8 protein-coding genes, 17 tRNA genes and 2 rRNA genes (1 of these 27 cut by a window edge) are annotated in these 11,702 nt (G+C 39.1%); 1 reads left to right on the forward strand and 26 read right to left on the reverse strand.

Going from position 1 to position 11,702, the window contains the following annotated elements; all coding sequences use genetic code 11:
* Positions 1–44 precede the first annotated feature (44 nt).
* From ACWATA_RS22155 to queG, 7 genes are all read right to left on the reverse strand, one after another.
* On the reverse strand, positions 45–941 hold the full coding sequence (locus ACWATA_RS22155) for a cation diffusion facilitator family transporter (RefSeq protein WP_226313313.1): 897 nt from the start codon (positions 939–941) through the stop codon (positions 45–47).
* Positions 942–1,084: 143 nt separating this feature from the next.
* Positions 1,085–2,116 carry a DUF3231 family protein gene (locus tag ACWATA_RS22160; protein ID WP_028412690.1) on the reverse strand — a complete coding sequence of 344 codons (1,032 nt, stop codon included), beginning with the start codon at positions 2,114–2,116 and terminating at the stop codon, positions 1,085–1,087.
* A 104-nt stretch (positions 2,117–2,220) separates the two neighbouring features.
* Positions 2,221–3,399 (reverse strand): sporulation protein YhbH, encoded by a 1,179-nt coding sequence (gene yhbH, locus ACWATA_RS22165; protein WP_028412691.1) that lies wholly within the window; start codon positions 3,397–3,399, stop codon positions 2,221–2,223.
* Between the two features lie 324 nt (positions 3,400–3,723).
* Positions 3,724–5,619 (reverse strand): PrkA family serine protein kinase, encoded by a 1,896-nt coding sequence (locus tag ACWATA_RS22170; protein WP_013055179.1) that lies wholly within the window; start codon positions 5,617–5,619, stop codon positions 3,724–3,726.
* A 458-nt stretch (positions 5,620–6,077) separates the two neighbouring features.
* Positions 6,078–6,551: a tRNA (uridine(34)/cytosine(34)/5-carboxymethylaminomethyluridine(34)-2'-O)-methyltransferase TrmL gene (trmL, locus tag ACWATA_RS22175; RefSeq protein WP_016762878.1), complete on the reverse strand. Its 474-nt coding sequence runs from the start codon at positions 6,549–6,551 to the stop codon at positions 6,078–6,080.
* 64 nt (positions 6,552–6,615) lie between these two features.
* Positions 6,616–7,503 carry an amidase domain-containing protein gene (locus ACWATA_RS22180; RefSeq protein ID WP_028412692.1) on the reverse strand — a complete coding sequence of 296 codons (888 nt, stop codon included), beginning with the start codon at positions 7,501–7,503 and terminating at the stop codon, positions 6,616–6,618.
* Between the two features lie 72 nt (positions 7,504–7,575).
* The gene (gene queG / locus ACWATA_RS22185) at positions 7,576–8,712 is read right to left on the reverse strand and encodes a tRNA epoxyqueuosine(34) reductase QueG (RefSeq protein ID WP_473050181.1); all 1,137 of its coding nucleotides are present in this window, start codon (positions 8,710–8,712) and stop codon (positions 7,576–7,578) included.
* A gap of 129 nt (positions 8,713–8,841) precedes the next feature.
* Here queG and ACWATA_RS22190 point away from each other — a divergent pair, with 129 nt between their 5' ends.
* On the forward strand, positions 8,842–9,507 hold the full coding sequence (locus ACWATA_RS22190; protein WP_033580874.1) for a B3/B4 domain-containing protein: 666 nt from the start codon (positions 8,842–8,844) through the stop codon (positions 9,505–9,507).
* A 115-nt stretch (positions 9,508–9,622) separates the two neighbouring features.
* Here ACWATA_RS22190 and ACWATA_RS22195 read toward each other — a convergent pair.
* From ACWATA_RS22195 to ACWATA_RS22285, 19 genes are all read right to left on the reverse strand, one after another.
* Positions 9,623–9,696 (reverse strand) — tRNA-Gly (locus ACWATA_RS22195).
* Positions 9,697–9,768: 72 nt separating this feature from the next.
* Positions 9,769–9,850 (reverse strand) — tRNA-Leu (locus ACWATA_RS22200).
* A gap of 30 nt (positions 9,851–9,880) precedes the next feature.
* A tRNA-Leu gene (locus tag ACWATA_RS22205) sits at positions 9,881–9,969 on the reverse strand.
* A gap of 14 nt (positions 9,970–9,983) precedes the next feature.
* Positions 9,984–10,057, reverse strand: a tRNA-Cys gene (locus ACWATA_RS22210).
* 37 nt (positions 10,058–10,094) lie between these two features.
* Positions 10,095–10,169: transfer RNA gene (locus ACWATA_RS22215), tRNA-Gly, on the reverse strand.
* 5 nt (positions 10,170–10,174) lie between these two features.
* A tRNA-Gln gene (locus tag ACWATA_RS22220) sits at positions 10,175–10,249 on the reverse strand.
* A 28-nt stretch (positions 10,250–10,277) separates the two neighbouring features.
* Positions 10,278–10,353, reverse strand: a tRNA-His gene (locus ACWATA_RS22225).
* A gap of 30 nt (positions 10,354–10,383) precedes the next feature.
* Positions 10,384–10,457, reverse strand: a tRNA-Trp gene (locus ACWATA_RS22230).
* A gap of 5 nt (positions 10,458–10,462) precedes the next feature.
* A tRNA-Tyr gene (locus ACWATA_RS22235) sits at positions 10,463–10,546 on the reverse strand.
* A gap of 10 nt (positions 10,547–10,556) precedes the next feature.
* Positions 10,557–10,632, reverse strand: a tRNA-Thr gene (locus ACWATA_RS22240).
* Between the two features lie 25 nt (positions 10,633–10,657).
* Positions 10,658–10,733, reverse strand: a tRNA-Phe gene (locus ACWATA_RS22245).
* 15 nt (positions 10,734–10,748) lie between these two features.
* Positions 10,749–10,824 (reverse strand) — tRNA-Asp (locus ACWATA_RS22250).
* A 3-nt stretch (positions 10,825–10,827) separates the two neighbouring features.
* Positions 10,828–10,904 (reverse strand) — tRNA-Met (locus ACWATA_RS22255).
* Between the two features lie 11 nt (positions 10,905–10,915).
* Positions 10,916–10,991: transfer RNA gene (locus tag ACWATA_RS22260), tRNA-Val, on the reverse strand.
* A 23-nt stretch (positions 10,992–11,014) separates the two neighbouring features.
* Positions 11,015–11,089, reverse strand: a tRNA-Glu gene (locus tag ACWATA_RS22265).
* Between the two features lie 21 nt (positions 11,090–11,110).
* Positions 11,111–11,202, reverse strand: a tRNA-Ser gene (locus tag ACWATA_RS22270).
* Positions 11,203–11,205: 3 nt separating this feature from the next.
* Positions 11,206–11,280 (reverse strand) — tRNA-Asn (locus ACWATA_RS22275).
* 9 nt (positions 11,281–11,289) lie between these two features.
* Positions 11,290–11,405 (reverse strand): 5S ribosomal RNA (gene rrf / locus ACWATA_RS22280).
* A gap of 110 nt (positions 11,406–11,515) precedes the next feature.
* Positions 11,516–11,702: ribosomal RNA gene (locus ACWATA_RS22285) — 23S ribosomal RNA — on the reverse strand (it continues 2,749 nt past the right edge of the window).

The following is an 11,702-nucleotide window of genomic DNA, read 5'->3' on the forward strand; positions in this document are numbered from 1 at the left end:
AAAAATGCAAAAAGACGCAGCGGAAATTTTTTCGCTGCGTCTTTTTAATCTGGAAAATACGGATTCAAATGAATCAGTACTTCTTGAATATTATCATGCTTTTTCATAAGTGTAGCTTTGATTTCTCGTCCTAAATCATGACCTTCCTTAATTGTTTTAAAGTGGTCAATTGAAATACGTACATCCACTAATATGTAATGGCCATGTTCTCTTGCTCGGACGCGATCAATCCGCTTCACATCTTCAAATTCATAAATACTTTCTTCAAGTTCTTTCAGTAGCTCTTCATCAATATTGCCTTCCATTAAGATTTGAAAAGACTCTCCCATCATTTGTCTGGCAATGTTAAAAATTAAATAAGCAACAAAGATACTTGCTATTTTATCTCCGTATAACAGCAGTTGAACATCCATTTTATCACCAATAATGGATAATAAAACACCAATTGCCGCCGCAATAGAAGCAACAATATCTGCTTTATGATCAAATGCAATTGCCTCAATTGCCTTACTGTGGTGCTGCTTCGCTACGTTTAAAGAATAACGGTACAACAATACCTTTGCTATGTATGAAATAACAGCAATCCACATGGCTAAAATATTTGGAGATTCAACCGGATGGAATAAACCAACGACTCCTTCAAATACCACATAAAATGATACAAGCAATAAAATAATTCCTACAATTCCTGAGACAATTACTTCTGCTTTTCCATGCCCGTATGGATGATCATCATCTGCTGGCTTATTTGCTACTCGTATAACCAACAAGACAATAATAGAGGCAAATACGTCCGCTGCAGAGTGAATACCATCAGCAAATACGGCATCACTATTTCCAATCCATCCTACTATTACTTTTCCTAGCGTAAGGGCAATATTGCTCCATACGCTAATCCATGCTACTTTTTTCGCAATGGACTCCCTTATACTATTATTCATTTGCACACCTCGACTTACTTCTTGAAAAATCAGCTTTTTTATCTTATCACTGTTCATTCAAGTGGGTCTAGAGCAACCTATTTTCATTTAGCTATATATGTTTCAGCACCGCAAAATTACTGATAATCCACAACATATCTTTCTTATTTCTCTGCCAACTTCTTACGATCAGTTGCCATTGGAGGTTCTTCCATCCACCCTTGCTCAATCATAATTCGAATTCCATCTTTTCCATACTTCCCTATACGCCCAATTAGCTGAGAAAATTCTACTGCTACATCCGAACGGAAGGCCATAGACAAACCAGCACCGCAGTTATCAATAGCGATCGTCACCGCTGTAGAAGTATGATACATCATCAGCTTATCTGAAAACGGTGAAATCGTTGAGTTGGTTACATATGCATCAAGCAGCCTCGGACTTGGTAAATCAGCTTCAGACAGTAATTCGGTGAAGTGCTTGATTTGCTTACTTGCAAGCTTGACTCCATCAAAAAAATAAGAGCGTAATTTTTGTGTGGTAGCTACTTGACTAAAGGCCAGCATCAGCGTTTTACCTAATACATTTGTATTAACAATTTCTTGAATAGCGGTAACCTCTAAAGAAGTTAAAGGATGCATTTGAGAGAAAAATGGTGATATAAATGTTTTTTCGTCCACAAAATTCACTTTTACAGGATAAGGAATAACCGGAGGTCTCATCAGCATGCTTTTTCTTAAAATAACGTGGTTAGAATTCTCTAAAAGAATGTCGCTTTCTTTTACACATCGAGATAGGTGGTCATAAATATCTTGCCTTCTCACTGCGCTTAGCGCTCTGGCATATTTCTTCATACCTCCAATGGCCATTTCGTTTACATAAATAGCCATAAAAATATCATCAAATAAAGCAGGAACTCCTTTGTTCACATCTTGTTCCCCAAACCCTACTGGAATTGGAATTTTTTCTGAACTGAATAATTCCGTCAATTCGTCTACATGAGTTTGTGAAAACTGATGTGCTTTTTTTAAAAGTTCCTTAATCTCTGGATCTTTTACAACAGATAGAAAATATCCAAGAACGCATACATACAGCGTATCGCCTAAATATTGCGCCCATAAGTAACCTAACTCGGCTGCATTCAACCGCTGATTTTGTTGATGTTTTTGCATTTCACTCTTTATATTTTCGTTCATTCACTTATTCTCCTTTTGGATAAAGTCGTACTTTTACTATCTCCAAAGAAGCGCTGAATAAACCGCATAAAAAAGACCTAGATAACAAGTCTAGGCCTTTTAGGTTATGCATATTTTTGGTCTTCGGTCTCTTTTCTAAAAAAGCTTTTCATCGCATGAAAAACGTCTGATTTTTGTTTTAAAATAAAGTGTCTAAAGCTTTCGTCTTGAATGTTTTTGTACGCAGACATTAAAGTGGAATGTCGATTGTACTGATTCACTTCCCCATACCCAAACATATTTGACACTTTCATTAATTCATTTACTAACTTTACACACCTTGCGTTATCTGAAGTTAAGTTATCACCATCTGAAAAATGAAACGGGTAAATATTATAACGGCTCGGATCATACTTTTGGTTAATTAATTCAAGTGCTTTTCGGTAAGCAGATGAGCAGATGGTTCCTCCACTTTCTCCTTTGGAGAAGAAGTCTTCTTCTGACACTACTTTTGCCTCTGTATGATGCGCAATAAATTCAATTTCCACCGTTTCGTATTTCGTACGTAAAAAGCGTGTCATCCAAAAGAAAAAGCTTCGTGCCATATATTTTTCCCATATGCCCATCGAACCGCTCGTATCCATCATAGCTAAAACGACTGCTTTCGATTCTGGCTTTATAACTTCATTCCACGTTTTAAATTTTAAATCCTCCGGATAAATAGGATGAAAAGCAGGCTTTCCTGTCATTGCGTTTCGCTTATAAGCGCTCATCATCGTTCGTTTTTTATCAATATTCCCCATCAAACCTGTACGTCGTATATCATTAAATTCAATGTGTTCCACAACAATTTGATCAGATTCTTTTCGCTGAAGATTAGGCAGTTCTAATTGAGCAAATAAAGCCTCTTGAAGTTCCATGAGGGACACTTCCGCTTCAAAGTAGTCTTCTCCAGCCTGGTCACCTGCTCCTTGACCTTTTCCTGCTCCTTTTTGACCATCTCCAGCAGATCCGTCACGTGCTACTACATCCCCAACTTTACTGTCTCCATCACCTTGACCCACATGTTTGTTTTTATCATAATTGTACCGAATTCGATATTCATCCAATGATTTGATCGGGATTTTAACAACTTCTCTTCCATTGGACATCACGATATTTTCTTCTGTAATTAAGTCCGGTAAATTATTTTTAATGGCTTCTTTAATTTTTTCTTGATGTCTTTTTTGATCATCGTGGCCTTTACGATGGAGGGACCAGTCTTCTTTTGAGACAGCAAAACTTTTATCTACTTCTTTTCCCACGCTATTACCCTCCTTATTTAAAAAACACCTGCACGTTTTTACTCGGCATGCATAAGCTATACCGAAAGTTTCTGACAAATACCTTTAGTTCAAAGGTTGGTTACTCTTATCCTATGCGCAAGAATGGTATACTTGCTAACTAATTCTTTTACTATTAACTATTCATTTTATAGTGTCTAGTGTCATGTATATGTTTATGACTTATCATATGATGGTTAAGTGCAATGCGTACTACACAATAGCCTAATTATGCAGAGTTTATTTTAAGAGATAAGAAAAACATGGCACAGATCGGAAGTGCCATGTTTTCTTGTTAGTACTGAGTTATCGATTTAACAAACTTCCTACATAGCGCAGCAGTTCATTAGCAGATACTGAATTGTATCCATGCTCATCAATCAATCGAGCCACTACTTCATTTACTTTCTTCAGCTGCTGCTCATCTGGTGTTTTAGTGGACGTTGTAATTTTCACTACGTCTTTTAAATCTGCAAACAGTTTTTTCTGAATCGCTTCACGTAAGCGTTCATGAGAATTATAGTCAAATCGTTTTCCTTTACGTGCATAAGCGGAAATACGAATTAAGATTTCTTCGCGGAATGCTTTTTTCGCATTTTCTGAAATACCAATTTGTTCTTCAATTGAACGCATTAATTTATCATCTGGATTTAACTCTTCTCCTGTTAACGGATCACGAAGCTTATTTTTGTTGCAGTATGCTTCGACATTATCTAAATAATTATCCATTAATGTTTTAGCAGACTCTTCGTAAGAATAAACGAACGCTTTTTGCACTTCTTTTTTAGCAATTTCATCATATTCTTTACGCGCCAGAGAAATATAATTCAGGTAACGCTCTCGGTCCTCAGCAGAAATAGACGCATGCTGTGCTAACCCTTCCTTCAATGAACGCAGTACATCTAATGCATTGATTGATTTAATATCTTTTCGAATGATGGTAGATGAAATGCGGTTAATGACATAACGCGGATCAATACCGCTCATTCCTTCATCCGTATACTCTTTTTGTAACTCTTCTACGTCTGCATCGTTATAGCCTTCTACAGATTGACCGTCGTATAAGCGCATTTTCTTTAACAAATCGATATCGCCTTTTTTAGGCTCTTTTAATCTTGTTAACGTAGTAAAGATAGACGCAATACGTAGCGTATGAGGGGCAATATGAACATCTGATACGTCACTTTCACGAATCATTTTGTCATAAATTTTTTCCTCATCACTCACTTTTAAGTTATATGGAACAGGCATTACAATAATTCGTGAATGCAAAGCTTCATTTTTCTTATTGGAAATAAACGAGCGATACTCTGTTTCATTTGTATGCGCTACGATTAATTCATCTGCACTAATTAAAGCAAATCTTCCTGCTTTAAAGTTTCCTTCTTGGGTTAAAGAGAGTAAATGCCATAAAAATTTCTCGTCACATTTTAACATCTCTTGGAACTCCATCATTCCCCGGTTTGCTTTATTAAGCTCTCCGTCAAAGCGGTAAGCGCGCGGATCTGACTCAGATCCATACTCTGCAATTGTTGAAAAGTCAATGCTTCCTGTTAGGTCAGCAATGTCTTGAGATTTCGGATCAGAAGGACTGAACGTTCCAATTCCAGTTCGTTTGTCCTCTGAGAAGAAAATGCGTTCGATGATGACGTCTTCAATTCTGCCGCCATACTCTTCCTCTAATCGCATTGTATTTAAAGGAGATAAGTTTCCTTCAATTCGGATACCATACTCTTCAAAGAAGTCTTTACGTAAATGATGTGGAATTAAATGCAGCGGATCTTCATGCATTGGGCATCCTTTAATAGCGTAAACAGCTCCTCGATCAGTAAGCGAATAAGCTTCAAGCCCTCTTTTTAACATGGTCACTAGCGTCGATTTACCACCACTTACTGGACCCATTAAAAGTAAAATACGTTTACGAACATCTAAACGCTTTGCAGCTGGGTGAAAATATTCTTCCACCAAGCGTTCTAGCGAATCTTCAAGTCCAAACATTTGTCCACTGAAAAATTTATAATGTCTTTTACCATTTACCTCTTCAATTCCTGCATCCTTTATCATGTTGTATACTCTAGAGTGTGCAGGCTGAGCAATTAAAGGCTCATCTTTAATCAGCTTTAGGTACTCTTCAAATGTCCCTTCCCACTTAAGACGATTCTCTTCTTCGCGGTATCTTTCAACTTTCTTTAATATATCCATTAAAGGACCTCCCCTACTAGTTATGGTGCTAGTGAACAAGATTAATACAATCTATGCAGCAAAATGTTTGAACATGCTTTTTAAATTGTAAAATTCAGAAATTTGTCCTTGCTAGGCATTCACAGTGAAGTATTTATTAGCTATAATAAAAGAGTAAGAAGGAACGGTTAAATTTTATTAGAGAACTTACGTCTCTAGAAGAGTTATTTTGTCATTATTATCATCATGAGATATGGGAAGTCGGTTTTAACTGCAGTAGCTGTATAATCCTTTTAATTAGATTGAGGAGGAAAATCAATGCGCTTACTTTTAGTATTAGGAGTAACAATTGCTTTTTTAGCATCCATCTTCAGAGCGGGATACAATGATAAACCGGGTGTTAAAAAATAACCACTACATATCATCGTCGACATAAATAAAAAAGCGAGGTTCAAATTTTATTGAACCTCGCTTTTTATTTAAGATAAACCAGCGTAATTTTGTTGACGCAGCGCTTCATAGATTAAAATAGCTGCTGTATTAGATAAATTTAAAGAACGAACATTTTCTGTCATCGGTAAACGAAGACATCTTTCCATGTTCTCTTCAATAATGTGCTTTGGCAGACCCTTTGTTTCTCTCCCAAATACGAAGAAATGATCCTGCTCTAAGTCACTATAATCAAATGTTGTATGTGGCTGTTGACCAAATTTTGTGATGAAGTAAAAGCCTGCTTCAGGATACTTTTCAAATACTTCTTCTAATGAATCATGATACACCACATTTACAAATTCCCAGTAATCCAATCCAGCTCGCTTTAACATTTTATCATCTGTTGAAAAGCCTAACGGCCGAACTAAATGCAGCGTCGTATTTGTTGCTGCACATGTTCGCGCAATATTTCCTGTATTTGCTGGAATTTCTGGTTGAAATAACACTACGTGTACTCCCACAAATTTTCACCTCTGCTAACAAATCTATTCATCATTATACCACTAACTTGCTAAAACGAAAGACTTACCGATCAACGATATGGAAAAAATCATACTTAATCTTTGGCGTGTAAGCCGTTGAATCTTCATAAGCCCAATATCTCATTCGACTATTATACGTGTTCGCATTCACAAGAGGCATACCGTGACCGTCTTTTGCTACAACAATCGTCGTATGATTCCATCTTCCATCTCCTTCAAAATCGTAGCAGATAACGTCTCCCGGGACAAGTTCGCTTGCTGAGGATTTCCTCACAGCCCGAAGTCCTGATTTGGAGTTACTTAAATAGCTGTGCATGGAATGAGCAACGGCCCAGCTATAGCTCCAGGCGTTCCCTCTCATCCACCATCCGTTTGCTTTTTTAGGATACCCCCGCATCGGCGCCTTTCCTGCATGCAAACACTGTGAGATATAGTTGGTGCAGTTTACCTCAAACTGCTTATAACTTTCATTAGGTTTATCCCAATGTTTTTCTGCATACTGAACAGCTGCAAGACGATCATAATAAGAGGCTCTTTCTTCGTCTTCCTCTACTTCTTCTACATCCATTTCAACCTCATCTTCAGAAAAATCCTTTACCAGCAGCTCATCTTGAATAAGTGTATCTTTATAAAAAAGAGCTAAACGATCTTCAATTTCTTCTTCTATATAGAAAAAATCGTTTTGTTTTAAAAATGCCTGAATGTGCACCTTATATAATACTCTTGTTTCTTCCTGATCCGTATGAGCAGATTGAATAGAACCTTTCATATTACATTTTAAAACATCAACTTCTCTTTTTTTTACAAGAGACCGCTTTAGCTCACACTGCTGTTCAATGAAAGGCTTAAAGTCTTCATGAAGCTCACCTTTTACATAGCTGTCCGCACGCGCTTTAATTAAAGTATATAATACATTCCTTTTTGTTAGCATAATGTCACCACTTTTCTAAGCGTTTATTATACGCTATGACTCATTAGCTAACTTTATCAATAAAAATACGGTTTAGATCTCTTGAAGCATCTCTATACCTTTTGACATTTCTTCAATTACTTCTTGGTCCTTTTCTTTTTCTCTTAAGTTCATAAGTGTATCTAATGCTTCTTTATCACCAATTTTGCCTAACGCCCATGCCGCCGTTCCTCTAATGACAGGGCGAACGTCATTTTTAATTAACTCAATTAAATCTGGAACAGCGGTTTGGTCTTTAAAATGGGCAAGTGCAATAATGGCATTACGCTGAATTGGCTTTTTCCCTCTCCATGACCCTGAAACATGTCCAAATTTCTCTTTGAACTCACGATTACTCATCGTTAAAAGCGGTTTTAATTTAGGCTTCGCAAGTTCTGGGTCAGGCTCCATCTCAGGGTGAAAATGAAAGGCTTTGCCTTTATTTTCAGGACACACAGTTTGACATGTATCACAGCCATATAAACGATTGCCTAATTTACTTCGAAATTCTTCAGCTAAAAATCCTTTTGTTTGGGTTAAAAAGGCAATACATCGCTGCGAATTCAGCTGACCGCCTGTTACAAGCGCACCGGTAGGGCACACATCCACGCACTTATTACAAGTACCACAGCCGTCTTCTATCGGTTTATCAGGAGGAAACGGGATATCTGTAATCATTTCCCCTAAATACACGTAGGAACCGAATTCAGGTGTGATAATGGCACAGTTCTTACCGCTCCAGCCAATACCAGCTCTTTCTGCTACAGCTCGGTCCGACAGCTCGCCTGTATCTACCATCGATTGAAGGATAGCTGCAGGTACTTTTTCTTTTATGAAAGCTTCAAGCTTTTGAAGCCTATCACGTAAAACCGTATGATAATCTTGTCCCCAAGAAGCACGGCAAAAGATCCCTCGGCGATCTTCCTTTGTGCTCTTTGGTGCATCCTTTAATTTAGAAGGATACGCAAGTGCAATTGAAATAATGGATCTAGCTTTTGGAACAACTAATGTGGGATCTACTCTTTTTTCAATATCAGGTTCCTCAAAGCCTGAAGCATAACCTAACTCTTGCTGTGCTAACAATCGATTCTTTAACTCATCAAACATAGAAGCACTCGCAAATCCAATCTTATCGATTCCAATCTCTTTGCTGTATGAAATAATTTCTTCCTTCAACTGATACGCATTCATAGTGAGTAATAGCCTCCTTTCTAAGAAATTCTATATATTCATGCATTGAACTGTTTTCTCACTCAATGAAATGATAGGATGGTATCTATAAACGAACAAATACTAATTATAATAGAAAGGATCAAAAAAATGAACTTTACATTATCACCCGCTATTAAACAGCTTTGCCCTTCTTTTAAAATGGGAATCATTCAGTATAAAAATATTGAAGTTGGCGATTCTCCTCAAATGCTAAAAGGACGTCTGCGCCTTTTTCAAGAATCCATTTATTTTGACCTTGAGTCAAAAAAAGTAACAGAATTTGAAGGTGTTAGCGAGTGGAGAAAGCTTTTCAAAACATTTGGAACGGATCCAAGTAAATACCGTCCTTCTATAGAAGCTTTAATTCGACGGATAGGAAAACAAACGTATCTTCCTTCTATCAATTCTGCTGTGGACATTAATAACTTTTTTTCATTGCAATATGAAGTACCAATTGGAATTTATGATTCTTCTAATATAGAGGGCCACGTTGAATTTACTATCGGTAAAAAAGAAGAGTCTTACGAAGCTCTAAATGAACGTAACATTTCTTTAGAAAATAAAATCATTTCAAAAGATGCCCTAGGAGCTTTCGGAAGCCCTTATGTCGATTCTAACCGAGCGTACGTAACTGAAAAGACAACACAAGCTGTACAGTTCATCTATTTAAAACCTTCACTTTCAGAAGAACAGGCTTATAAACTAACTAAATCCTTAAGTGACATGTTCATTCAAATTCACGGCGGCGAAGCAACCTATCAAGTCATTAACTGATGTACGTAAATATAGCGTCTATCTTGAAAAGATAGACGCTATATTTACGCTAAAAATAAAAAACGCAACATCTCAGCTTTGAAAGCGAGACACTGCGTTGTGATAACAATATGTATGGAGCGGGTGATGAGAATCGAACTCACGACATCAGCTTGGAAGGCTGAGGTTTTACCACTAAACTACACCCGCAAATATTATCAAAATTTGTCGACCAATAAGTAAAAATAAAAACAGGAATCATCCTGTCAAGTAAAGCTAAAGTACCGATGGTCGGGGTCGAACCGACACTCCCGAAGGAACACGATTTTGAGTCGTGCGCGTCTGCCAATTCCGCCACATCGGCAAAATAAAAAAGGCAAGTTAAAATTATAAATGGTGCCGAGGGCCGGACTTGAACCGGCACGGTAGTCACCTACCGCAGGATTTTAAGTCCTGTGTGTCTGCCAATTCCACCACCCCGGCAGCTTGTAAATAAATGGAGGCGGCAACCGGATTTGAACCGGTGATAAAGGTTTTGCAGACCTCTGCCTTACCACTTGGCTATGCCGCCATTTACTCAAGACTAAATAAATTTATTAAAATTAAATTGGAGCGGAAGACGAGGTTCGAACTCGCGACCCCCACCTTGGCAAGGTGGTGTTCTACCACTGAACTACTTCCGCAAATATGGCTGGGCTAGCTGGATTCGAACCAACGCATGACGGAATCAAAATCCGTTGCCTTACCGCTTGGCGATAGCCCAATATTGGAATATGCATATCGTTTATAAATGGGGCGACTGATGGGAATCGAACCCACGAATGCCGGAACCACAATCCGGTGCGTTAACCACTTCGCCACAATCGCCACGTATATATGCAATGTTAATTTTATAATTGGCAGGGGCAGTAGGAATCGAACCCACACTGACGGTTTTGGAGACCGTAGTTCTACCTTTAAACTATGCCCCTGTAAATGGTGGAGGGGGGCAGATTCGAACTGCCGAACCCGAAGGAGCGGATTTACAGTCCGCCGCGTTTAGCCACTTCGCTACCCCTCCACAATAACTGTGGTGCCGGCAAGAGGACTTGAACCCCCAACCTACTGATTACAAGTCAGTTGCTCTACCAGTTGAGCTACACCGGCATTTTAAAAACAAATGTTTTTAAAATGGTGGCTCGGGACGGAATCGAACCGCCGACACAAGGATTTTCAGTCCTTTGCTCTACCAACTGAGCTACCGAGCCTTATTAAATTTAAAATGGCGGTCCCGACGGGAATCGAACCCGCGATCTCCTGCGTGACAGGCAGGCATGTTAACCGCTACACCACGGGACCACTTGGTTGCGGGGACAGGATTTGAACCTGCGACCTTCGGGTTATGAGCCCGACGAGCTACCGAACTGCTCCACCCCGCGATGATAATATATGGTGGAGGATGACGGGATCGAACCGCCGACCCCCTGCTTGTAAGGCAGGTGCTCTCCCAGCTGAGCTAATCCTCCACTATTATGTAGATAAAAATAAATGGTGACCCGTACGGGATTCGAACCCGTGTTACCGCCGTGAAAGGGCGGTGTCTTAACCGCTTGACCAACGGGCCACTGTGCTAATTAAATAAAAATGGCGGAGAGCAAGGGATTTGAACCCTTGAGACAGCGTTAACCGCCTACACGATTTCCAATCGTGCTCCTTCGGCCACTCGGACAGCTCTCCAAATGGCTCCACAGGTAGGACTCGAACCTACGACCGATCGGTTAACAGCCGATAGCTCTACCACTGAGCTACTGTGGAATAATAACAGCCTGGCAACGTCCTACTCTCACAGGGACAAAGTCCCAACTACCATTGGCGCTAAAGAGCTTAACTTCCGTGTTCGGTATGGGAACGGGTGTGACCTCTTCGCTATCGCCACCAGACATATTATATTATACATGATTTAAAAAAGAAAGCAAGACTTTTTTGAAAAAGTTTTGTTCTTTCAAAACTAGATAACAGGTTGCTGAGTAAAGCTTACGCTTTTAAAAGTTTGGTTAAGTCCTCGATCGATTAGTATCAGTCAGCTACACATGTCGCCACGCTTCCACCTCTGACCTATCAACCTGATCATCTTTCAGGGATCTTACTAGCTTGCGCTATGGGAAATCTCATCTTGAGGGGGGCTTCATGCTTAGATGCTTTCAGCACTTATCCCGTCCACACATAGCTACCCAGCG

Source organism: Priestia sp. USM5 (genome assembly GCF_058323215.1).

What these genes read in the sequence shown, in the direction of transcription:
- ACWATA_RS22170 (WP_013055179.1), bottom strand. Translation starts at nt 5,619, where the DNA reads ATGGATATATTAAAGAAAGTTGAAAGATACCGCGAAGAAGAGAATCGT.
- queG (WP_473050181.1), bottom strand. Translation starts at nt 8,712, where the DNA reads ATGAATGCGTATCAGTTGAAGGAAGAAATTATTTCATACAGCAAAGAG.
- ACWATA_RS22155 (WP_226313313.1), bottom strand. Translation starts at nt 941, where the DNA reads ATGAATAATAGTATAAGGGAGTCCATTGCGAAAAAAGTAGCATGGATT.
- ACWATA_RS22160 (WP_028412690.1), bottom strand. Translation starts at nt 2,116, where the DNA reads ATGAACGAAAATATAAAGAGTGAAATGCAAAAACATCAACAAAATCAG.
- ACWATA_RS22180 (WP_028412692.1), bottom strand. Translation starts at nt 7,503, where the DNA reads ATGCTAACAAAAAGGAATGTATTATATACTTTAATTAAAGCGCGTGCG.
- ACWATA_RS22190 (WP_033580874.1), top strand. Translation starts at nt 8,842, where the DNA reads ATGAACTTTACATTATCACCCGCTATTAAACAGCTTTGCCCTTCTTTT.